Origin of the sequence: Spirosoma sp. 48-14, assembly GCF_001898575.1 — a bacterium.
GTDB lineage: Bacteria > Bacteroidota > Bacteroidia > Cytophagales > Spirosomataceae > Spirosoma.
Window position 1 is genome coordinate 37,329 of sequence record NZ_MKUD01000022.1, and the last position, 25,221, is coordinate 62,549.

25 protein-coding genes are annotated in these 25,221 nt (G+C 47.8%); 11 read left to right on the forward strand and 14 right to left on the reverse strand.

The features are described 5' to 3' along the window. Positions 1 to 38: 38 nt before the first annotated feature. Together BGO59_RS13040 and BGO59_RS13045 are read right to left on the reverse strand one after the other, a co-directional pair. On the reverse strand, positions 39 to 485 hold the full coding sequence (locus BGO59_RS13040; RefSeq protein ID WP_293684056.1) for a hypothetical protein: 447 nt from the start codon (positions 483 to 485) through the stop codon (positions 39 to 41). Next, on the reverse strand, positions 482 to 1,048 hold the full coding sequence (locus tag BGO59_RS13045) for an RNA polymerase sigma factor (protein ID WP_293684057.1): 567 nt from the start codon (positions 1,046 to 1,048) through the stop codon (positions 482 to 484). The genes BGO59_RS13040 and BGO59_RS13045 overlap by 4 nt, the downstream gene beginning before the upstream one ends. 114 nt (positions 1,049 to 1,162) lie before the next feature. On the opposite strand from BGO59_RS13045, the gene BGO59_RS13050 reads away from it, so the two are divergent. Continuing rightward, positions 1,163 to 1,504: a DUF6249 domain-containing protein gene (locus BGO59_RS13050; protein ID WP_293684058.1), complete on the forward strand. Its 342-nt coding sequence runs from the start codon at positions 1,163 to 1,165 to the stop codon at positions 1,502 to 1,504. 8 nt (positions 1,505 to 1,512) lie between these two features. After that, positions 1,513 to 2,133 (forward strand): hypothetical protein, encoded by a 621-nt coding sequence (locus BGO59_RS13055; RefSeq protein ID WP_293684059.1) that lies wholly within the window; start codon positions 1,513 to 1,515, stop codon positions 2,131 to 2,133. Here BGO59_RS13055 and BGO59_RS13060 read toward each other — a convergent pair. Then, entirely contained in the window at positions 2,091 to 2,723 is a 633-nt protein-coding gene (locus BGO59_RS13060; protein WP_293684060.1) for a pyridoxamine 5'-phosphate oxidase family protein, read from the reverse strand. The two genes, BGO59_RS13055 and BGO59_RS13060, sit on opposite strands and share 43 nt — an antisense overlap. Before the next feature lie 218 nt (positions 2,724 to 2,941). Between BGO59_RS13060 and BGO59_RS13065 the strand changes: the two genes are divergently transcribed. Both BGO59_RS13065 and BGO59_RS13070 read left to right on the forward strand, forming a co-directional pair. Further along, positions 2,942 to 3,688: an SOS response-associated peptidase gene (locus BGO59_RS13065; protein WP_293684061.1), complete on the forward strand. Its 747-nt coding sequence runs from the start codon at positions 2,942 to 2,944 to the stop codon at positions 3,686 to 3,688. A gap of 162 nt (positions 3,689 to 3,850) precedes the next feature. Continuing rightward, complete coding sequence (locus tag BGO59_RS13070) at positions 3,851 to 6,514, forward strand: TonB-dependent receptor (RefSeq protein WP_293684062.1); 2,664 nt, start codon at positions 3,851 to 3,853, stop codon at positions 6,512 to 6,514. An 80-nt stretch (positions 6,515 to 6,594) separates the two neighbouring features. Here the strand turns inward: BGO59_RS13070 and BGO59_RS13075 are convergent, their stop codons facing one another. From BGO59_RS13075 to BGO59_RS13085, 3 genes are all read right to left on the reverse strand, one after another. Then, complete coding sequence (locus BGO59_RS13075; RefSeq protein WP_293684063.1) at positions 6,595 to 6,792, reverse strand: type II toxin-antitoxin system RelE/ParE family toxin; 198 nt, start codon at positions 6,790 to 6,792, stop codon at positions 6,595 to 6,597. Next, positions 6,777 to 7,022, reverse strand: coding sequence for a hypothetical protein (locus BGO59_RS13080; RefSeq protein WP_293684064.1), 246 nt, complete (start codon positions 7,020 to 7,022; stop codon positions 6,777 to 6,779). The genes BGO59_RS13075 and BGO59_RS13080 overlap by 16 nt, the downstream gene beginning before the upstream one ends. A 118-nt stretch (positions 7,023 to 7,140) precedes the next feature. Beyond that, a complete protein-coding gene (locus tag BGO59_RS13085) occupies positions 7,141 to 8,073 on the reverse strand; it encodes an ROK family protein (RefSeq protein ID WP_293684065.1) in 933 nt (310 codons plus the stop codon). A gap of 225 nt (positions 8,074 to 8,298) precedes the next feature. On the opposite strand from BGO59_RS13085, the gene BGO59_RS13090 reads away from it, so the two are divergent. The 3 genes from BGO59_RS13090 to BGO59_RS13100 all read left to right on the forward strand — a co-directional run bounded on the left by BGO59_RS13090 (position 8,299) and on the right by BGO59_RS13100 (position 10,817). After that, a complete protein-coding gene (locus tag BGO59_RS13090) occupies positions 8,299 to 9,063 on the forward strand; it encodes a class I SAM-dependent methyltransferase (protein WP_293684066.1) in 765 nt (254 codons plus the stop codon). Positions 9,064 to 9,268: 205 nt separating this feature from the next. Continuing rightward, positions 9,269 to 9,862: a TetR/AcrR family transcriptional regulator gene (locus tag BGO59_RS13095; RefSeq protein ID WP_293684067.1), complete on the forward strand. Its 594-nt coding sequence runs from the start codon at positions 9,269 to 9,271 to the stop codon at positions 9,860 to 9,862. A 91-nt stretch (positions 9,863 to 9,953) separates the two neighbouring features. After that, positions 9,954 to 10,817 carry an SDR family oxidoreductase gene (locus tag BGO59_RS13100; RefSeq protein WP_293684068.1) on the forward strand — a complete coding sequence of 288 codons (864 nt, stop codon included), beginning with the start codon at positions 9,954 to 9,956 and terminating at the stop codon, positions 10,815 to 10,817. A gap of 80 nt (positions 10,818 to 10,897) precedes the next feature. On the opposite strand, the gene BGO59_RS13105 is transcribed toward BGO59_RS13100, so the two are convergent. The 4 genes from BGO59_RS13105 to BGO59_RS13120 all read right to left on the reverse strand — a co-directional run bounded on the left by BGO59_RS13105 (position 10,898) and on the right by BGO59_RS13120 (position 16,202). Next, entirely contained in the window at positions 10,898 to 13,336 is a 2,439-nt protein-coding gene (locus BGO59_RS13105; RefSeq protein WP_293684069.1) for an outer membrane beta-barrel protein, read from the reverse strand. 182 nt (positions 13,337 to 13,518) lie between these two features. Beyond that, positions 13,519 to 14,388 carry a YitT family protein gene (locus tag BGO59_RS13110; protein WP_293684070.1) on the reverse strand — a complete coding sequence of 290 codons (870 nt, stop codon included), beginning with the start codon at positions 14,386 to 14,388 and terminating at the stop codon, positions 13,519 to 13,521. Positions 14,389 to 14,441: 53 nt separating this feature from the next. After that, positions 14,442 to 15,350 (reverse strand): cysteine synthase A, encoded by a 909-nt coding sequence (gene cysK / locus BGO59_RS13115; RefSeq protein WP_293684071.1) that lies wholly within the window; start codon positions 15,348 to 15,350, stop codon positions 14,442 to 14,444. A 6-nt stretch (positions 15,351 to 15,356) separates the two neighbouring features. Further along, on the reverse strand, positions 15,357 to 16,202 hold the full coding sequence (locus BGO59_RS13120) for a serine O-acetyltransferase (protein WP_293684072.1): 846 nt from the start codon (positions 16,200 to 16,202) through the stop codon (positions 15,357 to 15,359). Between the two features lie 363 nt (positions 16,203 to 16,565). Here BGO59_RS13120 and BGO59_RS13125 point away from each other — a divergent pair, with 363 nt between their 5' ends. Continuing rightward, positions 16,566 to 17,819, forward strand: a complete 1,254-nt coding sequence (locus BGO59_RS13125) for a PQQ-dependent sugar dehydrogenase (protein ID WP_293684073.1) — start codon at positions 16,566 to 16,568, stop codon at positions 17,817 to 17,819. A gap of 110 nt (positions 17,820 to 17,929) precedes the next feature. On the opposite strand, the gene BGO59_RS13130 is transcribed toward BGO59_RS13125, so the two are convergent. From BGO59_RS13130 to BGO59_RS13140, 3 genes are all read right to left on the reverse strand, one after another. After that, entirely contained in the window at positions 17,930 to 18,526 is a 597-nt protein-coding gene (locus BGO59_RS13130) for a bifunctional nuclease family protein (protein WP_080057097.1), read from the reverse strand. Positions 18,527 to 18,641: 115 nt separating this feature from the next. Further along, positions 18,642 to 19,604: an electron transfer flavoprotein subunit alpha/FixB family protein gene (locus tag BGO59_RS13135; protein WP_293684074.1), complete on the reverse strand. Its 963-nt coding sequence runs from the start codon at positions 19,602 to 19,604 to the stop codon at positions 18,642 to 18,644. Positions 19,605 to 19,695: 91 nt separating this feature from the next. Continuing rightward, positions 19,696 to 20,433 carry an electron transfer flavoprotein subunit beta/FixA family protein gene (locus tag BGO59_RS13140; RefSeq protein ID WP_293684075.1) on the reverse strand — a complete coding sequence of 246 codons (738 nt, stop codon included), beginning with the start codon at positions 20,431 to 20,433 and terminating at the stop codon, positions 19,696 to 19,698. Positions 20,434 to 20,587: 154 nt separating this feature from the next. Here BGO59_RS13140 and BGO59_RS13145 point away from each other — a divergent pair, with 154 nt between their 5' ends. Then, positions 20,588 to 20,917: a tetratricopeptide repeat protein gene (locus BGO59_RS13145; RefSeq protein WP_293684076.1), complete on the forward strand. Its 330-nt coding sequence runs from the start codon at positions 20,588 to 20,590 to the stop codon at positions 20,915 to 20,917. A 6-nt stretch (positions 20,918 to 20,923) separates the two neighbouring features. On the opposite strand, the gene BGO59_RS13150 is transcribed toward BGO59_RS13145, so the two are convergent. Beyond that, positions 20,924 to 21,736 carry a hypothetical protein gene (locus BGO59_RS13150; RefSeq protein ID WP_293684077.1) on the reverse strand — a complete coding sequence of 271 codons (813 nt, stop codon included), beginning with the start codon at positions 21,734 to 21,736 and terminating at the stop codon, positions 20,924 to 20,926. A 338-nt stretch (positions 21,737 to 22,074) separates the two neighbouring features. On the opposite strand from BGO59_RS13150, the gene BGO59_RS13155 reads away from it, so the two are divergent. Then, positions 22,075 to 22,413 carry a PadR family transcriptional regulator gene (locus tag BGO59_RS13155; RefSeq protein ID WP_293684078.1) on the forward strand — a complete coding sequence of 113 codons (339 nt, stop codon included), beginning with the start codon at positions 22,075 to 22,077 and terminating at the stop codon, positions 22,411 to 22,413. A 14-nt stretch (positions 22,414 to 22,427) separates the two neighbouring features. Next, positions 22,428 to 25,127: an ABC transporter permease gene (locus BGO59_RS13160; protein ID WP_293684079.1), complete on the forward strand. Its 2,700-nt coding sequence runs from the start codon at positions 22,428 to 22,430 to the stop codon at positions 25,125 to 25,127. The last annotated feature ends 94 nt before the right edge of the window (positions 25,128 to 25,221 follow it).

A 25,221-nucleotide genomic window follows, 5' to 3' on the forward strand; every position in this document is an offset into this window, starting at 1 on the left:
AATTGTCGCAAATATAACGACAGTTGTCGCTCGCTTGTTCATTTCTCCGAAAAAATTGATGCACCCTTCGTCGTTCGCGTAATCAGCCGGTAATCAGCCCATTGAATCAGGCCGAAACCTGCCAAAATCACTAGCATGGGGAGAGCAAACCGTGAAAATGTGTTCGCTAATTCACTCAGGGCATTGTCAGGAGCCATCGTTAGTAGGGCAATTGCGATACAAAAGCTAACGAATACCCCCAGGCCATACAGAACCAATGCCCGTCGCTCGGTACGGGCTAATTCCTGCTTCTGAATCAGCCGCGTTGCAGTAGTAGCAAACGAATAGCTGAGAGCCGTTTGTGGAGGTTCGTTGCTCAACTCCTCGAACAGTTGTTGGTAGCGCCTGAACTCTCTGTCATCCGTGTGAATGGGTGTAGAGTTATCATGATTTCGGAACTGTTTGTCAAGAAGTTCCTGAAGTTGCTGATCGGTCAGTGGATTCATCGGTTTTGTTCGCGTGTTTGGTGCAACTCTAAAGCAGTCTTTAATAGTTTTCGTGCCCGAAACAGGTAGTTTTTAACCGTGCCTTCGGGTAAAGCCGTAACCTGTCCAATCTCTTCATACGAGAGTTCATCCAGATGATACAGCGTCAGAATGGTTCGGTAGTGTACGGGCAGTTTATCGATTTGCTGGTGTAAAAAGGTTCGCCAGTCATCATGTAGCAGCAACTCTTCTGGCGTTGGTAAGTCTGAACCCAGATCTAGTTCCATTACCTGATCTGTTTCTATAATAACGGTTTCTTTTCGATACTTCTTTAAATAATTGATACCCGTTCGGTAGGCGATGGTGGCAATCCAGGTCGATAGCTTGGCATCGAATTGATAGCTGGGCAGATGCTGATACACTTTGATGAACACTTCCTGACAGACATCTTCTACATCGGCCGGTTGCCGAACAATGCGTCGGATCATATGCAGCACGAGTCGCTGATACCGCTCAACCAACGTTTGATAGGCCCGAACGTTACCCTGCAAAATTTGCCGTACTAATGCCTGTTCGTCATTCATTGGCCTATGAGACAACGACGTTTCGGGAAAGGTTGCAGTTTCAAAAATTTTCTCCGCACCTGCAACATTTTGAAACCTGACCCTGTCACATGGGCAAACATGACCAACGAGCCAATGGAAAAGGAATATGGTTTACAGGCCGCTTATGTCATTCTGTCGATGGCAATAGGTATTTACCTGACAATGCGCCCACTCACTACGTATCTGTTACGTCGTAGGCTGCTCGAATTGGGGCAGTGGACCGAACAAACGCACAAGCAAATGGAACAGGAACGTGACGCGCCTTCTGAAAGCCTCAAATGGGGATTGATTTTACTCTGTTCAGGTATCGGGCTGATTATCGTTCATTTTCTACCCGTTCCGCCCGAATCCAGCCTAAACTATGGTGTCATTATGGTGTCGTCGGCACTTGGCTTTCTAATTTATTATCGAATCGTAACCACAAAAACGAACTAATGCAGACGATGACACAGACTATCAATACGCCGACAGAGCAGCGTGTTTGGGGAATGGCTATGATTATAGCCCCGTTGTTATTTCTTATATCGACGTTCTACTGGCAGAATGGCGAATATACCATCACAGGTGGTACACTTCTGGTAGTGGCAACGGTTTTCTGGATACCTGCCCTGACGGGTCTGTTTGCGAGGCTAAAAAGTACAATGCCCAGTTATGCCAGTTGGGGATGGCTGCTTGCCCTATGTGGGGTTATCAGCGGTAATAACTTTGGTATGCGGGGCATTTACGCCCAGGTTTTCGGAATTTCGAAAGAGACATTATTACATGAAGCAGCGATTCATTCCGTGAGCTTCAACATCACCATGTTTATATCGGGACCCTTGTTTCCGCTCAGTTTACTGGTGTTGGGTATTCAGCTTATGCGAAAAAAGGCGGTTCCCTACTGGGTCGGTTTTTTGCTGTGCGCAGGAGCTGTGGCGTTTCCGGTAAGTCGGATTGCGCGGATCGAGTGGATCGCTCACGTAGCCGATTTTCTCCTTTTTATCCCGATTGCGTACCTGGGCTGGCAATCGCTTACCAGAAATCAGGGAGCCAGCCAGGTCATTTTAGACTCGGGTTCGTACTGAAAACGGGCACGTAGTTGGCCTTCAGGGCTTAAGTATAAGTATTCCATCGCCAGAGTCCGGCATTCGATAACCGCAAAATTTTTCCGCGCCGACTGGTTCGCTTCCTTCGAAAGTACTTTGTCCGACACATCATCGGGATAGCCTGGGTAGGGAGCTGATAATTCTGTACCCGGAACATGTTCCGAAAAATAAAGCTTCCGCTCGCGTTCGGTAGCCGACTCCCAATGCTCATCGGCTATATAGTCGTCCGTATGCAGGCGAGTTTCTACCGTAAGGCGGAGTTGAATATGGCGCTGTTTATCCCAGAAAAGTAGCGTGGCTGTCGGAAACGCTTCCAGTTGGAGCACCTTCTCGGTCCGGGCGTCGGTATGGAACCACACGTACTTGTGCGACGTATCGACCCGGCGTAAGACAACAATCCGGGCATCGGCTCCCCGATTTGTACAGGTCGCAACGGTCATGATTTTGAATCCGTCCTTTTCCTGATTCGCACCAGAGGCAAGCTGATGCCAGCAGGCATTTTCCAGATCGGTAAGGTTGGTCGACGTAATAGGTTGTACGGTTTGGCTGGCGTCAGGAACTTGACTCATACAATAACAGGGCGATTTATTCGGTGTTCTGAGAAGGCTGTTTGTCTGGGCGAATTCATATCCTTACCATCGAAAGAAATCAGGAAATCTACTCGCATTGAGGTAACCTGAGCATCAATTTATTTGTTTAGTCAATACGGACATTTAATAAGCGCTTAATTGAATCGATCCAGTGCTTACGGAACTTTACGACCGTTTCTGATAAACCCAAAGAACTGATGTGTTACCATAAATCGCTGATTGTAAAAGGCCCCGAGCTTGAAGAGCGATACGAAGCTAATTTGCCCGAGGCTTCTGCTTTTCAGCCTGTTTATCACGCCAATGCATACCAGTTTCCTGCCTGGCCCATCCTGACTCACCAGCAGCCCGACCAGTTTCAATATATGCGTTGGGGCCTGGTTCCGCAGTGGACTAAAACGTCGGATAATGCGGATGAAATACGCACACGAACGCTGAATGCCCGCTCCGAAACGATTTATGAGAAACCTTCTTTTCGGTCGGCGGCTCAATCTGAAAAACGATGCCTGATTCCTGTAACAGGGTTTTATGAATGGCATACGATCGGTAGTAAGAAATTTCCCTTTTATATCAACTCGACAGCGCAAACGATTGTCTCTATCGCTGGCCTTTGGGATGAATGGGCCGACCCCGTAACGGGTGAACTAATCCGCACGTATACCCTGCTTACGACCGATGCCAACCCCTTGCTGGCGGCTATCCATAATTCGAAAAAACGAATGCCATGTCTGTTATCAGAAAAAGACGAAAAAACCTGGCTACAGGATGATTTAACTGAACGGGATGCGCTGACGTTACTGAACAACCAATATCCAGTTAGTAAACTCCATAGTTACAGTATCAGCAAACGGATTACCTCACGTTCAGAACCTAGCGATGTTCCAGAAGTACTAGAAGCCAGTTCTTATTCAGAACTGAAAAACCACCCTGAACTGTTTGCTGCATAAGCATGGCCACTTGCCAAATGCCTGACGCATTGGTGAAAATTAGATTTTTTCAGGAAATTTGCGGCCAATTTTGGCCAATCGGACTGTCTTTTGGGCCAGTTTTTGACAGAAAGCTTACTATAAACTCATCTACTTTATTCGTTACTCGCATACAATCTGTCTATGAAAAACGTATTACGTTCTCTTTTTGTAAGTGCTGTTCTGCTGACGACTGCGGTCGGTGTCAGGGCACAATTCCCGACTATGCCCGGCGGTGGGCAACAACAACGGCCAGCCGTCATTCCGGGCACATCGAGCGATACCTCTCCGCGGGGAAATGCCAAACTTACGGGGGTAGTGACTGATTCGACCAGTGGAAAACCAGTTGAATTTGCCAGTATTGCCCTGATTGATTCAAAGACCAAAAAGACCATCGACGGTACGGTGGCCGACGATAAGGGAAAATTCACGCTGAACAAACTGCCGGAGGGTGACTTTCAACTGCTGATTTCGTTTGTCGGTTATCGTAATAAAACGATCTCCAGCGTCAAACTAAATCGTAAAGGCGATGTCGATCTGGGAGCCGTAAAATTATCAGCCGATGTGCGAACACTGAAAGAAGTGGAAGTAGTAGGGCAGGCATCGCTGGTGGAAGAAAAAGTAGACCGGCTGGTCTACAATGCCGAAAAAGATATTACAGCGAAAGGGGGTGATGCAACGGATGTGATGCGGAAAGTTCCTCTGCTATCGGTTGATCTGGACGGCAATGTGAGCTTACGAGGTAGCAGCAACGTGCGGGTGTTGATCAACAACAAACCCAGCACGATTGTCGCCAGTAGCGTGGCCGATGCGCTGAAGCAGATTCCGGCCGACATGATCAAGACCGTTGAAGTAATTACCTCACCATCGGCTAAATATGATGCTGAAGGGTCGGCAGGTATTATCAACATCATTACCAAGAAGAATACGCTTCAGGGTTTCACGCTCAATTTGGATACGGGCGCTGGAAACCGGGGAGCTAACCTGGGCCTGAACGGTAATTTACGGACGGGTAAAATGGGGTTCAGTCTGAGTGGTTTTGGCCGGGCCAATTACAATGTGGTCGGAAGTTTTGCGAACGCTCAGAAAACATTTGGCAGTAATGGCACCACAACAACCGAGCAATCGGCCGATACACGCAACCATGGCTTGTTTGGGCAGTATACGCTGGGATGGGATTACGACATTAGCAAAAACAGCGCGATCACGGCCAGCCTGCGCTACGGAGCCCGGAACAACTACGTTAATCAGGATAATTTTATCACCCGCACCATTTCGCCAACGTCCTATTTTCCCGTTGTATCGGATCGCAATGTGCTGACCAAAGATCTGTCAGGTACGGTCGATGCCAACATTGATTATACACGTACGTTCAAGCCGCAGCAGGAACTCAGCTTTTCGACCCAATACAGCCGGAACAACCGCAACAACGATTTTACGGCTGATATTATGAGTTCGCCGGATTTCTCCACGATCGCATCGCGATTGCAAAACCTGAACAATAGTTATAATCAGGAGAGTACAGTGCAGGGCGATTATCAGACGCCTATCGGAAAGAATCAATTGATTGAGTTCGGTGGTAAGGGAATCTTCCGGCAGGTCGAAAGTGCTTATAGCTACAATGTGGCTACGGGCTCGGGCGCTTTTGTTGCCGACCCAACTCGCACGGCGAATACGTTGAACTACGATCAGACCATTGGGGCTGGTTATGTGTCGTACACACTGACGACCAAAAACAAGTACACCATCAAGGCTGGTACACGGTATGAGCATACAACGATCAATGCCAACTACAGTCAGAGTCAGACGGGTGATCAGAGCGTCAAAGCCGGACAGGATTTAGGCATACCGAGCTATAATAATTTTGTTCCCAGTGTCAATATCTCGAAAAGTCTGAAAGGAGGGAAGACGATTAAACTAGCCTATAACCGACGGTTGCAGCGGCCGGGTATTCAGTTTCTGAACCCAAACGTGAATACGTCCAACCCAACCAACATTACCAAGGGAAATCCATACCTCTCGCCCGAATTGACCGACAATTTTGAGCTGAGTGGGAGTGCCTACGTTAAAAGTGTTTACCTGAACGTGGCACTGTTTGCCCGTCAGACCAACAACTCGATCACCAGCGTTCGGGATACGATCACAACAGGATTGGGGCAGGTAACCAATCCTACACTCTCGCAGGCGATTCAGACCACGTATCTGAACATCGGACGTGAATCTGCTTACGGAACCAATATTTTTGGCAACGCAACCCTGTTCTCGAAATGGCAGCTTGGTGGTGGGGTCGATGTGTATTATGCTTATCTGACCAACAACAACTCCCTGCCTGCCTACAACGCGACGAACTCGGGTTGGGTAGTTACGGGCCGTTTCTTTACGAACGTAACGCTGAAAAATGGCTGGGGGATGCAGGGTTTTGGATTTATCCGGGGCAAGCAGATTCAGTTGCAGGGCTATCAGGGTGGGTTTGCCTTCTACAGCCTTGGGGTGAAGAAAGACCTGAAAGATAAGCGGGGGAGCTTTGGCATTGCCGCAGAAAATTTCTTCAACATGCCATTCACGATTCGGTCTGAATCTTCCTCGCCCCTGTTTGCCCAGAGCAGCAGCACGAGTCTGTACAACGCGGGCATTCGGGCCAATTTCAGCTATAAGTTTGGTAAGTTAAGTTTCGATCAGCCGCAGCGTAAGCGAGGCCGCTCAGTCGACAACGACGACCTGAAAGCAGGCGAAGGGGGTGAAGGCGGTCAACAGCAGCAGCAACAACCGGCTCAAGGTGGAAACCGGGGCGGTGGACGGCCGAGATAAACTGGTAAATTGATACTAGTACGGGGCAGAGGGCTAATTTTTTAATTAGCCCTCTGCCCCGTACTAGTATCAATTTGTAATTAATTACCCACTCGTTGATCGATTACATTTCGGTGCCGTTTGCCTGAATAAGGTAGCTGCTCAAGTTGGTGACCTGCTTTGATCAACCGTTCGGAAAATTGTTCAGCTACATCATCACCCCAGAAATCGAGTAGGTAATTGATAATAGTTCGGATATTTTCCTGGGCATCTTCAGACCAAATTAACGAGTACGCCATTGATGCATTTTCGTTGCTAACTCTTCGGTACTGATACCGCTCGGATTTGTCGTAACGTTTGATAGCGACTGTTTCAATTGGGCCATAATTTCTGGCGAATTGCTGTCAAAGGGAATAGTACGACCTTCCAGAAACGAATTAATTGTTTCGAATAAATCCAGTACCGTTTCTTCGTCTGTGAGTTGGTCGATACGTCGATGCATAATTGTTTTCAGGTCTGTTGTTGACATGGTTCTATCGACTTGTTTAAAAACAAATATACAACAAAAGGGTAAAAAGGAGTGGGGAGGAAAAGGAGAGCAACTAAATCCTTTCTCCTTTTCTTGCCCACCCCTTTTTACCATCTTTCTACAACATGGCTGCGCCAAAAACACCAGCGCTATCGCCTAGTTTGGGTTTTAGGAAGTGGGTATTCAGATCGCCACTGTTGAATACGTATTTACGGGCGCGTTCTACACCTTGCGTATACAGTAAATCGACGTTCCCTACGCCACCACCGATGACAATGACATCGGGGTCGATGATGTTGACAATGACCGATATGGCCCGGCCAAAGTATTCCAGCAATCGGTTAATAGTTTGGCTGGCGACCAGATCATTGCCTTGCTGGTATCGCTCCATGATTTCCTGCATGGTGCGCTGCTCACCACTGATTTGTTGATAATAATGCTGGAGAGCAGGGCCAGAAATTACCTGTTCAACACAGCCACGCTTGCCACAATAACAAGGATAGCCTTTTTCTTCCAGCGTGTTGTGTCCCCATTCACCCCCCAGTCCCTGAAAACCGTTGAGCACAAACGGTCGGCCATAGGGCTTATTATGTTTGCTCCGAACCACTATGCCTCCGCCAACTCCTGTGCCCATGATCACACCAAACACACTCTGATAATCGGGAACTACCTCAGGGACAATGCCCATCGTAGCTTCGGCCAAAGCCAGACAGTTGGCATCATTGGCAATTTCGATCGGTAGGCCAAGCAGGCGGTTCAAGTCCTGCTTCATGGGTTTGCCATTCAGGGATGTGGTATTACAGTTTTTCATGGCCTGCCGCGCCGGGTCGAAGGTTCCGGGTGTAGAGAAGCCAATGCGTTCAGGTTTTAATCCGGTTTCGGCTTTGAGCATGTCGATCAGACGGCCAACCTGACTCAGAATATGCTCGTAACCATGCTGTGCTTCGGTGTCAATGCGCTTTCGAATAAGGACTGCATCAGGCGAAGGTCCTGAAAGGACTACGCCTTCAATTTTAGTTCCGCCAAGGTCAATGCCCCAGTATGATTTCATAGAAGGGTTTCGGTTAAGGTAGTTGAGAAGCCACTAAGTACGAAGTAAAGTCGCTTTGCCGCAATTAAATAATAATTATAATCTTCTTCTCACACTCAGGAAGTTGGTGGCTAATATGTTATCCAGCGGCCAGACAGACTTTGTTTTTAGCGGGTATTGAACCTATTTTAACCCGACTTCAAAAAGAAGTTCGTCTTTGACTATAACATTGTTCATTGTTATCACATGGCCTGGTACCATAACTTTTTTCACGGCCTACCTCAGGAAGCCTGGAAGGCGGCACAAACCGAAGAGCAAACCCAGTTTGATCTTGAACTATTGGTCGATACCCTGGAGTTTGGTCCTGGCGATCAACTACTGGATGTATTTTGTGGTTATGGCCGTCATGCGTTGCCGCTTGCCCGAATGGGCGCTTATATTACAGGTATCGATATTTCATCAGAGTATGTAACCGAAATTCAAGCGGTGGCTAAGGCAGAGAAACTACCCATCACTGCCATCGCTGCTGATTTTTTGACGATACCAGCGAGCAAGTTGGGTAATGGAAATACATTTGATGCTGCCTATTGTCTGGGTAATAGTTTTAGCTTCTTTCCCCAGGCTGATATGCTGACCTTTCTAAGCCAGATTGCAGGCCTATTGAAGCCAGGCGGCCGATTCTTGGCTCATTCTGAGATGGTTGCAGAATCCGTATTGCCCGACTACCAGGCTCGGAACTGGTTACCCATTGAGACGGTGGATGGCGACCCCATCCTGTTTATGATTGAGAATGACTATGTGCCATTGGAGGGCCGGATTGATTCGCATTTGACGTATGTGAAAGGAGGTGTTGTACAAACCCGGCTGGCGCAGCATTACGTCTATACGTTAGCCCAACTGCGACATTTGTTTACGGAAGCAGGGTTTCAAATTATAGATTGTTACGGAACGGTTACAGGTGATCCCTTCGCACTTGGGGATGAAGCAGTGTGGATACTGGCGGAAAAGTAAATAGCTGTGATTCGAAGGTTGAATTTTATTTCATATAAGTTACTATGAATTGTGGTTAGTAAACTCGGTAAAGGACCATCGGAAGTAGGAAAATTGCTGTATTTTTTAAGAAATTATACATTAATGTTAGAAAGTTTCGACATTAATCTGTAGTTTTCAGTCAATTAACACCGTTAACTGAGATTACTTTTACTAACCTGCTTTTATGGAAATAATTGAGCGTAAGCCGCGTAACCGTGAGCAGACCCGCTCCGGCATTTTGAAAACGGCCAAAGCTATCGCCCGAAGGGAAGGGTGGCAGGCTGTTTCGATTCGTAAGATCGCCGATGCCATTGAGTACAGTGCCCCCATTGTCTATGAGTACTTCGACAGCAAAGATGTGCTGTTGGATGAAATCCGAAACGAAGGTTTCCGACACTTATATCAGGAGTATGACCGCATCCTGACCGTCTACCGGGACCCCGAAAAACGCCTGTTCGAAATATCACTTGTGCAGTGGGAGTTCGCCCGTCAGCAGCCTGAAATCTATCAGGTCATGTACAATCTGGATGGGGCATTGTGTTCGCTACCCGTTCATCAGTCCGAAGCCATGCAAGCCGTTAGTCGCATCGTGTGTAAAACGATCTTTTCGTTTATTCCGAAAGCAGAAGAAAGTATCAGACGGCTTTATTTTCAGTGGTGGTCGGTTTCGCACGGGATGATTACACTGGCGATGCTCCTGAAAAATGAACAGCCTATTGAGCAATCGGAACAGGTCTATCGCGAAACGATGCGCCGGTTTGTACGTGATTTACGGTAAGTAAACGGTGGCGCTGTTGTGCGGGGGCACTGAACGGCGGCTGACCAATTTCCTGGATTCGTATAGCGAGTTTCTACCCGCCTGAGCGTATATGCACATTGCCATAGTAGGGGCTACAGGTATGTTAGGTCAGCCTGTCACCCGTGAACTGATTCGGGCCGGTTTTGCCGTTCGCCTGATTGCCCGTGATGTTGCCAAAACCAGGGCACTGTTCCCGAACATTGACGTCGTTTCTGCCGATTTGCGTAATGTTGATGCGCTCCGGGATGCGTTGGTGGGTATGGATGCTGTTTATTTGAACCTATCTATCAGGCAGGACGAAAAACAATCCGACTTTCATACCGAAGCTGAAGGACTGCAAAACCTAATTCTGGCAGCTCAATCAACAGGTGTTAAACGAATTGGGTATCTCTCATCAATTATCATTCGCTATCAGGGCATGAATGGTTTTCGATGGTGGGTGTTTGATGTGAAGCAGGCCGCTGTAGAACGAATTAAAGAATCTGGTCTTCCCTACAGCATTTTCTATCCATCCTGTTTCATGGATTCTATGAACGGAACGCAGCGAGCGGGGCGTTTTATCTTGCTGGTAGGCCGTTCCGGTGTTAAGCCCATGTATATAGCCGCGAGTGATTATGGCAGGCAGGTGGCCAGAGCGTTTCAACTGGTAAAGGATGGCCAAAATCAGGAATATATTATTCAGGGGCCTGAAGCGGTAACTCAGCATGAAGCAGCCGAACGCTTTGTAAAAGCGTACGCAAAAGAAAAGTTACGTACAGTCACAACACCGTCGTTTTTGATGAAACTGGGAGGCTTCTTTACGGCCCAGGCAGATTACGGCTGGCACATTACCGAAGCCCTGAATAACTACCCTGAAGGGTTTGAGTCGCAAAAAACCTGGGATGAACTAGGTAAACCGACAACAACAATCGAGCAATTTGCCGGTAGTATATAATTGAATTTCGTGCCTACAGGGTCGAACATCAAATTCGTACTTGCGAATTCTGACGTTCGGCCCTGTAGGCACGAAACTACTTACGAAGCGCTTCCTGCCCGTCGTTTTTCATCTTCAGCACCACCCGTCCGTCGGCGCGATGGGGTTACCGTATCACTGCCGAAGCGGTACGAAAACGAAATGGTTGCCACGCGCGTGTCCTGACGTTGGTTGAGTTGTTCAATGTAGTTGTTATAGGTCGACGTTGCGCGTAATGGGCTGGTGTAGAAAATGTCGGTCATATTCAGTTTCAGCACGCCTTTCTTCGCCCACATTGATTTTTGCAGACCTACATTAAGCTGCCCCTGTGGACGAATGTCGAAGAATCCATACAGCTGATGGGATTGATAAAAGCCACCCAGATCGGCCGTCCAACCTTTTCCGAGCGTCAGTATATTGGCCACATTGATACTATAGGCAGGTAAACCCGTATTGAGCGAAGTGCCTGCCAGATCACCTATGAATCGGTTATAGTACGCCACGATATTGTTATCCATCGTCCACCAGCTTGTGGGTTGAACAGGAATCGTCAACGTGAGGCCATAGTAATCCGAGCGGGTCAAATTCTGGAAAGTCGACACCACCTGGCGATTCCCCTCAGGGGCTGGTTGAACCACGCTGATAATGGGCTGGTCGGTACGGCTGTAACTGAACGATGTAATAAATTTCTGCTTAAATGTATGTGTCAGTTCGATGTTGTAGCTTGACTGAGGGTACAGCGACGGATTACCGGAAAAATACGTTGTGGCATCAATGTAGGCCCGGAATGGATTGAGTTGATTGTAAGTCGGGCGGTCGATTCGGCGGCTGAGTGATAGGCCCAGGTCGTGACTTTTCGATAGGGTTTGTTTGATGAACACGCTGGGGAATAGCTGAAAGTAATGCCGCTCAAAGCCATCATTGCCAACAAGTTGTAGGCCCGTTGCATTGGTTTGCTCACCTCGTAGGCCCGCCTGGATTGACATCTTTTTGATGGTGCGGCTAACATTAATGTAAGCTGCATTGATGTTTTCATCGTAACGGAACTGATTGCTCTTACCTGTGTCGATCACGGTTTTTCCCTCGCTCGTGTTGGTGAACAGCACGTTATTGTCGGAGCGAACCCAACTCATTTTCACGCCCGCTTCCAGACGAGTCTTGTTCTTCAGGGTATGAACGTAGTCAACTTTTGCCGAACTAATATCCAGGTCACCATTCAGATTGCCATCCAGGATCGTGGCTGGTCGTACAGGAACCGAAAAAGTTGTGGCCAGATTTTGTAGGCGGTGCGTTTCGTAGTGGGCGTAATCCGCGTCGGCCGTTAGCTCACGACGACCTGTTGAGTCGAAACTATGTTTCAGGTTCATGTTGACCGCTGTATTGGGTGTGGACAGGTTCCGGCGATTGGCTGACTGATAGCTGGATTGTAAGGCACCCCGTTCATCATAGGTTTGGGTAACGTTCGGAATATGGGCTTCCGCGTTCATAACTAAACCATTAACAACAACACCCATCAGCGTTCGTTTCGATAGCGTATAATCCAGGCCAGCCCGGTAGGTGTCGGATATGTACCGGGTTTTGCCAACGTTATCCTGATCACTGCTTCCGGCAAACAGACTGTTTTGATAAAAATCGCGGTGGACCGTCAGGCGGGTATACACATTGCGGTCATTATGGTTGAAACTACCGAACAGATTTACTTTTTTGTGTCGATGGTTCAATGAGATTCCGCTTGTCAACTTGCCATACTGCCCGTAGCCATAACTGGCATTCACGCTGCCGTTGGTCCCCTGCCGACTATCTTTTTTGAGCTTAATGGAAATAATGCCTGCGCTACCAGCCGCGTCGTATTTGGCAGGAGGATTGGTGATAAGCTCAATTTTGTCGACCGAATTTGCTGGAAGCCCCCGCAGCATTTCGGCAAGTTCGGTACCGGTCATCGGTACACGTTTACCGTCGATCAGCACCAGTACACCCTGCTTGCCTCGTAAAGCCAGATTGTCGTTCTGATCGACTGTGACACCGGGTGAACGGCTGAGCACTTCGAGCGAAGTGGCTCCCGCACTCAGTGGGCTCCCATCGACGTTAACGACGATCCGGTCGGTTTCCCGTTCAAAAAGAGGCTTACGGGCCTGAACCGTTACCTCTTTGAGCTGAGTTTTACTGCTAGGCTTCAGTAGGATAGGAGCAAGCAATTTGTCGTCGGAGGCAATAGTAAAGGGAGCCGTTTGTTCCCGTTCGAAACCGACCTGCGAAGCAGATACGAAATAATTGCCAGCCGGTAAGTGGTCGAAATGAAAGGTGCCCGATGCATCACTGAACTCGGTTTTGACAACAGTCGAATCAGAAGCCCGGTGTAAGGCTACTGTAGCGAATTCGACCGTTGAGCCTGATGGATCACGAACGATACCGCTGATCACAGGGTCTTTTTTTGCAAAGACGAAGCTGCTACCTGCGAATAGGATGAGAAGAAGTAAATAAACGCGTAAACGAAACGCCATGATGAAGACTGTTTAGGTTGTTGAGATAATCCGATTTTGTGAAAAGACCGGAAAACGATTCCTCAACGCGGCAGTACTCCATAAACGGGCTAAAACGGGTATTAATGGTGAAGGTTTTTTTGCGCAATTGCCCGTCCGCAAGGTATATGCTGGACGGGCAATTGGCCGTTGATCATGACGGACTAATGCAACGGCAGACTTTTTACTTTGCCCCCCGCCACATCGTCGACACTATGCTGGATGATAAACGCATTGGGATCGATTTCCAGTGCAATTGATCGTAATCGGCTAATTTCTAGGCGAGTTACAACGGTATATAGCACGCTGTCGGTATGTTGGTGGCTTCCATGCTTACCGTAGCCGCCCTGCCCTTTCAGGATGGTAAGCCCCCAGCCTTTGTCAATGATTCGCAATCGAATGGCTTCATGCTGTTTGGAGATAATCAGCACGGCTGTGTATTCTTCGATACCATGAATAACAAAGTCAACGGTTTTGGACGCGGCAAAATAAGTGATCATTGAATACAGCGCAGGGCTTACACCTAAAAAGAAAGCGGCTGCACCAAATATGAGCACGTTAAGGACCAGAATCACATCACTAACTTTCAGGACTGGGCTACCCCGGCTGATGAGGAGGGCAGCTATCTCTGTTCCGTCCAGGACAGCGCCCCCGCGTATGGTCAGGCCAATACCGGCCCCAATAAAGAATCCCCCAAAAACGGCGGTCAGAAGAAGATCAGGGGTGACGTCGGGAAACGGAATAACCGCCAGGCTTATCGATAGCCCGGCAATGGCTAGTATGCTTCTGAAGGCAAACTGTCGGCCAAACTGTCGGTAGGCTAATCCAATAAAGGGGAGGTTAATTAAGAGCAGCCAGATGGGTAGAGGAACCTTGAATAAGGTAGCCAGGAGCATCGAAATTCCAGTAACTCCCCCGTCGATAAAATGGCTTGACGTAAGGAAACCTTTAATGCCCAGACCAGCGCTAAGTACCCCAGCAATAATGAAAATAGTATCTTTTATAAGTCGAAAAGAAGACGATTGTTGAGCCATAGAAGGTGTAGTAAGTGGAGTTGGGAAAGCAGTAATATACTGCGTACATTCCACTAATACAACCCGTCAATGGATAAATACCGTTCCCCGGTGTCGTAACAAAACGTCAAAATACGACTTCCCACAGGAATGTCGGGTAGCTTTTTAGCGATGGCTGCCAGCGATGCACCCGAAGAAATACCCACAAAAATACCTTCTTCCCTGGCTGACCGACGCGCCATTTCATAGGCTTCGTCTTTGCTGACCTGTATGGTGCCATCTAGCAGGCTGGTATGCAAATTCTGCGGAATAAACCCGGCGCCAATGCCCTGAATAGGGTGGGGACCAGGAGCCCCCCCGCTAATGACAGGCGATAATTCAGGTTCAACAGCATATACTTTCATCGACGGAAATTTCTGCTTCAACGCTTCGCCTACCCCAGTTATGTGACCACCCGTACCCACTCCTGTGATCAGCACGTCGAAACCTGCCGGAAAATCATTTACGATTTCCTGAGCTGTTGTGCGGACATGGATATCAATATTGGCTGGATTCTCGAACTGTTGGGGCATCCAGGCACCGGGTGTTGACGCTACCAGATCATGGGCTCGATCAATGGCTCCACGCATCCCTTTTTCGCGAGGGGTCAGATCGAATTCGGCTCCGTAGGCTGCCATGATCTTTCGACGTTCGATACTCATCGATTCTGGCATGACCAGAATGATTTTGTAGCCTTTCACCGCAGCCACCATAGCCAGGCCAATGCCTGTATTACCCGATGTCGGTTCAATAATGGTGCTGCCACTTCGAAGCATCCCCTGGGCTTCGGCGTCTTCGATCATGGCAAGGGCAATCCGATCTTTTATGCTGGCACCCGGATTAGCCCGTTCAAGTTTTGTCCAGACTTCATAACCCGGAAACAGACGGTTTATCCGAACGTGTGGAGTTTGACCAATAGTATCGAGGATGGTAGTCGCTTTCATAAATAGTTAAATGACAAAATTGATCGGTTCGACAGTCTCCAGGGATTTTAAACGAACTTCCGTTTGATGTTGGTGAAATACGAGCGAATGGGGTTCTACACTGCTTGTCAGCCAGACGTTACCCCCAATGACCGAATCGTGCCCCACTATGGTATGACCGCCCAGTATGGTGGCATTGGCATAAATTACCACGTTATTCTGAATGGTTGGATGGCGCTTTTTCTGCGCCATATTTTTGGCCACATACGTTGCGCCAAGCGTAACTCCCTGATAGATTTTGACGTTATCCCCAATCACCGTTGTTTCGCCGATAACGACACCTGTACCATGATCGATAAAAAATGACCGACCAATCTGAGCACCAGGGTGAATATCGATGCCTGTTTGTCCGTGTGCGTACTCCGTCAACATACGAGGGAGCAGAGGAACGTTTTGGTTCATCAGTTCATTGGCGATTCGATAGACGGCAATCGCATAAAAACCCGGATAAACCGCTACTACTTCTTCAACCCCAATTGACGCAGGATCATTGTCGGCTATGGAATGAGCATCGAGCAACAGGTCGTCGTAGATCGCGGGTAACCGATCGAAAAAGTGGTCGGTAATCGCTTCGGGGCTGGCCGATAAGTTCTTTTCCAGTGGGCACAATAGCTTGATAAGCTGCTCATGCAACGCCTGATAGGTTTCTTCGACGTGCTGCGAAACCGACTTGCAATCCTGTGTAACAGGAAATAACAGCCGCATTAACTGGTCAATAAATCGACCGGCGTCGGGTCGTGAGGGAAGCTTGTAGCGATACTGAGAGCGTTGGGCCTGTAAATGATCGAGAAACGTATTTGTCGCCGTGGTCATGGGGTTATCATTTGCTGTAAAACCATTCGGAAGTAGTAGACGTTCGATTCAGAACGAGTAAAATTAGCGTATCGTATTCGGTTGTCAGTTTACGGTTTATGTCAAGATTTTGCTATGGTGCGTTTGGCGTAGTAGCAGCATGGTTTCGGTAGTTTAAGAAATACCTAGTTCGGATTGAAAAGTGGAAACCATACCACACACTGTGGAAAGACTACACAACCTATTTCCTCGACAGATGCACGCAAAACCAGCCAATAGCCGCAAACTACCTGCTTTTGTACAAAATACGGGCCGAAAAATCAAATTGCTGAGCTTGGAGCCTTTTTTGTAAGTCAACTATGAAGACAAATACTATGAACACTAATGATAAGTAAAGCAATCATCGCGTTAATGATCTCACTGGCGGCTACGTCGGGGGTTGCCTGGCTGATTTCGTCAGCTTGCGAACCTGCACAGGCAGAAAATACCGTAGAAGTAGCTACCAGTGAGATCGTACCAGTCGTGTCTGCCCATACTCTTCCTGCAAAAAAAGCTTTATCCGCTAAAGTCGTTAACGCATACCCAAAACTCACCTTCGATTCACCAGTCGAATTTACCCATGCCAACGACGGCACCAATCGGGTGTTTGTTGTAGAGCAGGACGGGCGTATTCGTGTGTTTAACAACGACCCCGAGGCAACCTCTGCTCAGACCTATCTCGATATTCGTAAGAAAGTGGCTTCTGGTGGTGAAATGGGTTTACTGGGTCTAGCTTTTCATCCAAAGTTTAAGGAAAACGGGTATCTCTTTGTCAACTATACAAAGAATAATCCACGCGAAACCATTGTTAGCCGTTTCAAAGCCTCATCAGCTAATGCCGCCACTGTAGATCCTGGTACCGAAGAGATTCTCTTTCGGTTTGAGCAACCTTACTCGAACCATAATGGAGGAAAAGTACTGTTCGGTCCTGATGGGTATTTGTATGTTTCAGCAGGTGATGGAGGCAGTGGGGGCGATCCACAGAATAACGCGCAGAACCGAAGTAGCTGGTTGGGGAAAATCCTGCGTGTCGATGTTAATAGTACTGAAAAAGGGCACTATGGTATCCCGGCTGATAATCCATTTAAAGGCAATACGAATGGCTATCGAGAAGAAATTTATGCCTATGGCCTGCGGAATCCCTGGCGAATTAGCTTCGACAGTCAGGGCCGCTTATGGGCAGGTGATGTTGGCCAAAATACGTTTGAAGAAATTGACCTTGTAACAAAGGGAGGGAACTATGGCTGGCGAATCAAAGAAGCTGGGAAAGACTTTAAAGCCGCTGGCAATACGATTGATCCTGCCGGGCTGATCCCACCCATTTATCAGTATAGCCGTGATAAAGGCGATGTTTCAATCACGGGTGGCTATGTATATCGGGGCCAGTCGAATCCAGCCTTAAAAGGAAAATATGTTTATGCTGATTACGCGAGTGGGCGTGTATGGGCTTTGACAATGAATGGTAATAAAGCTGCCGATAATCAGGAGTTGACAAGTAGAGCAGGGTCTATTTCAGCGTTTGGCGAAGATCAGAAAGCCGAACTCTACCTCTGCGATCATAGTGGTGGTAAAATTCTGAAACTGGTTTCGAACGAATAGAACATCAATCTCAGAAAATAGAAACGCCTTCGAGCAGTTGCTCGAAGGCGTTTCTGTGGGAAGCCAGGTCCATTTGGTTCGGATGGCTGTTATGGGGGTGAATAATTCAATTAATTGCGCTTGCTCATTTCATCGCGAATCTTAGCCGCTCGTTCGTACTCTTCGTTGCCGAGGGCTTCTTCGAGCATTCGCTGCAATTCTTCCGAGGAGGCATTTTTCAACTGATCGCCAAACGACCGGGTTGTAGGCCGGTTCGACGAACGGACTAGCTCTTCCTGCTCTTCCTCTTCATCGTTGCCACTGGCGGTAATGCCCGCTTCAGATAAGATTGACTCGTTGGTATATATGGGTACATCGAAGCGAATTCCGATGGCAATGGCATCGGATGGACGGGCATCAATAACCGATTCGCGTACGCCATCGAAGCAAACAATTTTCGCAAAGAAGATCCCTTCGCGTAAATCGGAAATAACGATCTCACGAACCGTAAACTTGAATTGTTCCGCAAACTGCTTGAACAAATCATGCGTCATGGGACGGTTCGGGACTATCTTTTCAATTTCAATAGCAATGGCCTGTGCCTCGAACATGCCAATGATTATAGGCAACCGCCGATTGCCATATTCTTCACCTAATACCAGTGCAAACGAACCCGATTGCGACTGACTGGGCGAGAGTCCTAATATTTCCAGCTTAATCTTATCCACGGCGTAAATTTAACAAATTTTAGTCGTCAGTTATCAGTCAGTAGTCGTCAGTAATAAAGAAAATAATCGTTACTGATGACTACCGGCTGATAACCGCTCCGGTTTCCGGTTACGACTACAGAGCCTGCACGGCCTTCGTAAGGCGGGGAAGGATGTCGAATACATCGCCGACAATCCCATAATCTGCCGATTTGAAGAACGGGGCATCTGGGTCTTTGTTAATAACAACAATCACCTTCGAGGAGTTTACGCCCGCCAGATGTTGTATGGCACCGGATATACCGCAGGCAATGTACAGATTTGGGCTGATCTTCAGCCCGGTCTGGCCTACGTGCTCTGAATGTGGGCGCCAGTCCAGATCCGAAACGGGTTTGGAACAGGCAGTAGCGGCATGGAGGGACTTGGCCAGATCTTCAACAATACCCCAATTCTCTGGTCCTTTCAATCCACGACCTGCCGAAACAACCAGATCGGCTTCGGGCAGCAGAATATCGCCCGACGATTTATCGGTGCTTTTAACCGAAATGGAAAAATCGGCATCATTCAATGTCGGCGAGAAGGCTTTAACCGAAGCCGACGCTTCCGTTTCTTCAGGCGTGATGGTATTTTTCTTGATCGCCAGGATTTTAACGTCGGCTTTCAGATCATTATAGGCGAATGCTTTTCCGGTGTAGATGCTGCTTTTTACCCGGAACCCGTTCGACAGATCGGGAAGTTCAACTACATTGGCAGCTAACCCGGCTTTCAGTTTACCGGCCAGCCGGGCAGTCATGGCATCGCCCAGCGACGATTTTGCCAAAACGATGACCTTACTGCCTTCCTGTTGGGCTGCCTGAGCAACGACCGTTGCGTAAGCCATCCCATTGGGTTCTGTCAGTTTGGCATCGCTGGCATGCAGAACATTGGTAGCACCAAAACGACCGGCTGAAGCCAGTTCGTCGTCGCTGGACTGACCAATAACAATAGCGGTTGCCGATGTGCCCAGCATCTGAGCTACTCTGGCCCCGTAAAAGATGGCCTCCTGGGCCGATTTCTTAATCTTACCTTCGTCTAATTCAGCAAATATGAGGACAGACATAGTTTTTTAGGAATGAAAAATGAGTAATGTACAATGAACGCTGGTATAAGCTCCTGTTTTCATTCTACATTCTGCATTGTACATTTTACATTTAGATTACTTTGGCTTCAGTGTGCAGCAGTTGGATGAGCTTTTCGGCCTCGTCGGCAGGAATCATCTTAACGGCTCCGCGAGGGGCAGGGAGTTCGTAGCTGGCAACCGTGGTGAGCTTGTCAGTGCCTGCTGGCTCGACTACTTTGAGAGGCTTGGTACGAGCAGTCATAATACCCCGCATGTTCGGGATTTTCCATTCGGCAATGGGTTCCTGACAGCCGAGTACAAGGGGTAATTTAGCTTCCAGGCTTTCTTTGCCTCCTTCGATCTCGCGCGTGATCTTAGCGGTATCACCCTCAATATCAAGCAGCATTACCGGCGAGATGGAGGGAATGCCCAGCATTTCACCCACAATACCATGTACCTGGCCTCCATTGAAATCGATGGATTCGCGACCCATCAGGATCAGGTCATAGTTGGTTTCTTTGGCAATGGCAGCGATTTGTTCGGCTACGAAGTACGCATCGGTTGGCTCGGCATTGACCCGGATGGCATCATCGGCACCAATTGCCAGGCATTTACGGATAACGGGTTCGGCATCGGCCTCGCCTACGTTCAGCACCGTAATCGTAGCCCCGGTTTTCTCTTTCAGTTCAACTGCCCGCGCCAATGCATAATCGTCGTAAGGGCCCGTAATAAACGTGACGCCTGCCTTGTTTAATTTTGTGTTGTTATCGGTGAAGGCAATCTTGGTAGTGGTGTCGGGGACACTCGTCACACACACTAGTATTTTCATGCTTTCTGGGGTTTTAAGAGTGAATCGTCGGTTGTTATTAGTCGTCCAGTGCTATTTAGATAACACCGACGGGCAATCATGACTATTTTTACGGCTCAAAAATACTAATCAAACTTAAAAAATAGTATGCAAGCATACTATTTTTCTTGAACGGATGAATACCATACGTATTGAGCAATTAAAGCAATTTATAGAAGAAGAACCGGATGAGCCGTTCAATGTTTACGCACTGGCGATGGAATACCTGAGTGGCCGACCCGATGAAGCCCGCGTTTATTTCGATCAGCTTCTGGCTAAACATCCAGATTATCTGCCCACTTATTATCACGCAGCAGCCTTATATGCCGAACGGGATGAGCGGGAGTATGCGGCTGAGTTATATGAAAAAGGAATTGCGCTGGCTCAGAAGCAGCAAAACCAGAAAGCCCTACAGGAGCTAAAACGGGCCCAGCAGACATTTGAAGAGGACGACGATGATTGGTAAACAGGCTTATCGTCTCCTGGGAAGCTTTTTTTGCTGCACAAGTTCCTGTTTGAACAGTAAGGGCACTGTTGATTGCTCTGGTACAGTGTAGTTAATAGCCAGATAAGTCGCGTTGGGTACCTTGGGTAAATACACAAGACCTCTCACCGACTCACCGGCTGGGAGGGTTCCTGCTTTAAGGGCTAGTTCGCGCCAGCGGTATTCTTCGTAGTCATAACGCTGCATCCGAGTAGCGAAGTTACTATAATTTACCACTCGCTTCACGGCCAGCGATTGGTAAGCCAGATTGCTCAAGGTTCGATTTCTTATATATTCGTTATAAGAACGGCTGTTGCTGGCTGATGATGCATCGGCTGCAATAACGGCTACCATCAGGAGCGTATTAATCACCTTAGCCCGCTTCAATCGCTTGGTTTCTTCTTTTCGTTTCAGTCCCATCCGCCCTGCTTCATACGATGGGTCGGCTGCCGAACGATACAGGATTAAGTTTGGGTTAAGAGGGTCGGTGAGTGTATCATTCACCGAGTTGAGGGCTTTAAAATGAAAATCAGCCGGGTTGATGTCAATCGGATGATCGGTATGATTTTTTAGCTCAATGTCAAGGGCAACGTATTCCAGATCTTCTTTTTCAAACGAAGCGACCACACTCACTCCATTTTGCTCAACCTTGGTAACCTGCCGCCCTTCGATTCGGGCCACATCCCCTGAAACGGGTTCAAGTTGATAGACCGGAATGGTCGGTGAGCAACTACCTAAAAAGCCGGATAGTAAACCAACGGCAACAAGATAACGATAACGGGATAGGTAGAGTGGCTTCATAGGGGTAGTTGATTAAACCCAGATAAACCGTTTGCATTTGTAAAAATACGTATGAAGGTAAATTGTTATTCTTAAAAAGCAATTAGTTTTTTTACAAGCGGCTTATTTCAGGTACCGTTGTTGAGTTGTCAATAAAGACCGATTGATAAGTAGCCGACATCTCTAAAAAAACGGCTGTACACCCGAGGTGCAATGTCCAATCGTGGACAGCAATTCGTCCGTTTCTGGACAGCCTTCTCATTCGAAATATGCTTATAGGCGCCCTAAATGGGCTTTTTGCATTTTGGTCTCATATTTGATTTAAAATATTGTATCTAATCTGCGATTAGATATACTGTATGAAAAAGACTGTATTGGGCGAGTTAGAAGAAATGGTGCTTCTGATAGTGGCCGCCAGCACGGAGGATGTATATGGGGTGCCTGTTATGGAGCAACTTCAGCAACAAACCGGTCGAAGCTTCACCATCAGCGCCGTACATACCACCCTGTATCGACTCGAAGAAAAAGGCTTTCTAAGGTCATCGGTGGGTGGGGCAACGGCCGAACGAGGAGGACGAAGCAAGCGTTTGTTTAGCCTCACAACCGAAGGTGGAAGGGTATTGCTGGAAATTCAGCAGATGCGAACCCGACTTTGGGGGGCTATTCCTCAAGGCAAATTTCAACTTCTGGGTCTTTAAGCTTTGATAAACGCATGGGTAGAAAGCCTACTTCCCCGCAATCTGGCCGACAATTGCCACCCCGCTGGGCTGACAGACTCCTGGAATGGTTTGTTGCTCCCCATTTACTGGATTATGTGCAGGGCGACTTATACGAAACCTTTCATAAGCAGGTAATTGAGATAGGACCTGCCCGTGCCCGACGTGCGTACATCTGGGCTGTTCTTCATTGTTTGACGCCCTTCTTTGCCAAACGACAAAAAGCTGAGCCCTCCAGAATCATTGATTACAAGTACCCTAAACCTTTGCTTTCGAATATGCTTTCAAACTATCTGACCATCGCTTTCCGTAATCTGTGGCGGCACAAAGCGTTTACCGCTATCAATATTGTCGGCTTAGCTGTAGGACTGGCAACCTGCCTGCTGATTGTGCTGTTCGTGCTGCATGAATTAAGCTATGACCGCTACCATGCCCATGCCGATCGATTGTATCGTGTGACCTTACATGGCCGAGTGGATGCAAAGGATATTAACCTGGCCTATGCGTGTGGGCCAACCGGACAGACTCTCCTGCAAGAATGCCCTGGGGTAGAGGCTGTTACTCGTTTGCGTCGGGAGGGGGCATTCCTGGTAAAACAAGGTGAGAATATCGTTAAAGAGGAAAATGTGTCTTTTGTCGACTCGAATTTCTTCTCAATGTTCAACTTCCACATGCTGAAAGGCAGCCAGACAAAAGTGCTCACTGAACCCAATACACTAGTCCTTACGAAAACGATTGCTCATAAATATTTTGGTCAGGCCGACCCTATCGGGAAGACGTTGTCAATGGGGAAGTTAGGCCTTTTTCGGATAACGGGTGTATGTGAAGATGTGCCGTCAAACACGCATTTCCACTGCGATATGTTTGGCTCATTACTGTCCGTCAAAACAGGCAATAAATGGCTGGCTAGTGGTGCCTACACCTATATACGGCTTCGGGAAGGGTATTCTATCCAGCAGGTGGAAGGCATAAGTCGGGGGTTTGTCAGCAAATACATGGCCTCAGAAATAAAGGAATTCTTTGGTATGACACTGTCTGAGTTCCTGCAAAAAGGGAATGGCTTTGGCTTTGTTTTTCAGCCTATTAAATCCATTCATTTACGTTCTAATTTAGATGATGAGTTAGAGCCTAATAGCGATATCAAATACGTCTATATTTTTTCAGTGATCGCGCTGTTCATTCTTTTATTGGCCTGTATCAACTTCATGAATCTATCCACCGTCGGGTCGGCAGGGCGTTCTAAAGAAGTGGGTATCCGTAAAGTATTGGGTTCCGTTCGTAAGCAATTGGTTAGTCAGTTTCTAACTGAATCGGTTTTACTCACCTTTCTGGCCCTGGGGTTGGCACTAGGACTCGTTTTGTTCCTATTGCCAGGTTTCAATGCACTAGCCGGAAAACAGTTTACGCTCAGTGCCATTTTGAATGGAAAGATGCTCGTTGGGGTAGTCGTAGCTTGTCTGGTGATTGGCCTATTGGCTGGTAGCTATCCGGCCTTTGTACTCTCGTCGTTCAAACCCATTATGGTGCTTAACGGCAGAATGCAGGTTAATTTACGGAGTGGTTGGCTTCGTAATGCCTTGGTGACGGTTCAGTTTGTTGTCTCGATAGGAATGATGATTGCTACCATTGTCGCTAACCAGCAACTGCGGTTTATGCAGAACAAGAAGGTTGGCTTCGATAAAGAACAAGTGCTGGTCCTGCACGATACTCATGTACTTGGGCCAAAACTAAATGCATTTAGGGATGAGCTGGCTAAATTGTCATCGGTAATCCAGGTGTCGAAGGCTGGGTTTCTACCTGCCGGATCATCGAGCCAAAGTGTAGATGGCATTCAGATTCAGGATGGAGTACGAAGCGGAATTTATCGTACAAAAAGCTATTACGTTGATGATGATTACCTGTCTACGTTAGGTATTCGTTTGGCGCAGGGGCGTAACTTTTCGAAAGCCTATCCATCCGATAAATCTGCCGTTCTGCTGAATGAGGCTGCCGTCCGGGAATATGGATTTAAAAATTCGCCCATTGGCAAACAGCTTTCGACAGTGGGCGATGGTACCGAAGGAAGTAAACAGACATATACCGTTATTGGTGTGGTAAAAGACTTTCATTTCGAATCCATGCACCAGCGCATTGCTCCATTACTGTTGTTCTACGGTGGCGACAATGGACAGTTGGCCTTGCGTATCCGGACGGATGATATACCTAGTTTGCTATCGACTATCGAGCAACGATGGAAGGCAGAAACTGACAATCCGTTTGCCTATTCCTTTCTGAACGAACGATTCAACACCATGTATCAGTCTGATCAACGGATTGGGCAGCTCGTCAGTATTTTCGCTGGGTTGGCAGTAGTGATTGCTTGCCTGGGGCTGTTCGGTCTGGCGGCTTTTACAACCCATCAGCGCACCAAGGAGATTGGTGTCAGAAAAGTACTGGGAGCCTCAGCGGCCAGCATTATCACGCTGTTGTTGACCAATTATCTGAAGCTAATTTTTATCGCTCTGCTGATTGCGTCGCCAATTGCTGGCTACATCATGAGCCAGTGGCTACGGGACTTTGCCTATAAAATTGAGGTAGAATGGTGGTTCTTTGCACTGGCAGGTGGACTGGCTGTAGCCGTCGCTGTGCTGACAGTCAGTTATCAGGCCATTAAAGCGGCTCTTATGAATCCCGTCAAAAGCTTACGAACCCAATAGATTTACAAAGGGGCGAGCTAAAAAAGATCAACTATATGATCAGCTAGCAGTGAATGGCGCACGGTGGTTTACCAAAGGTAATCTGTTTTGCATT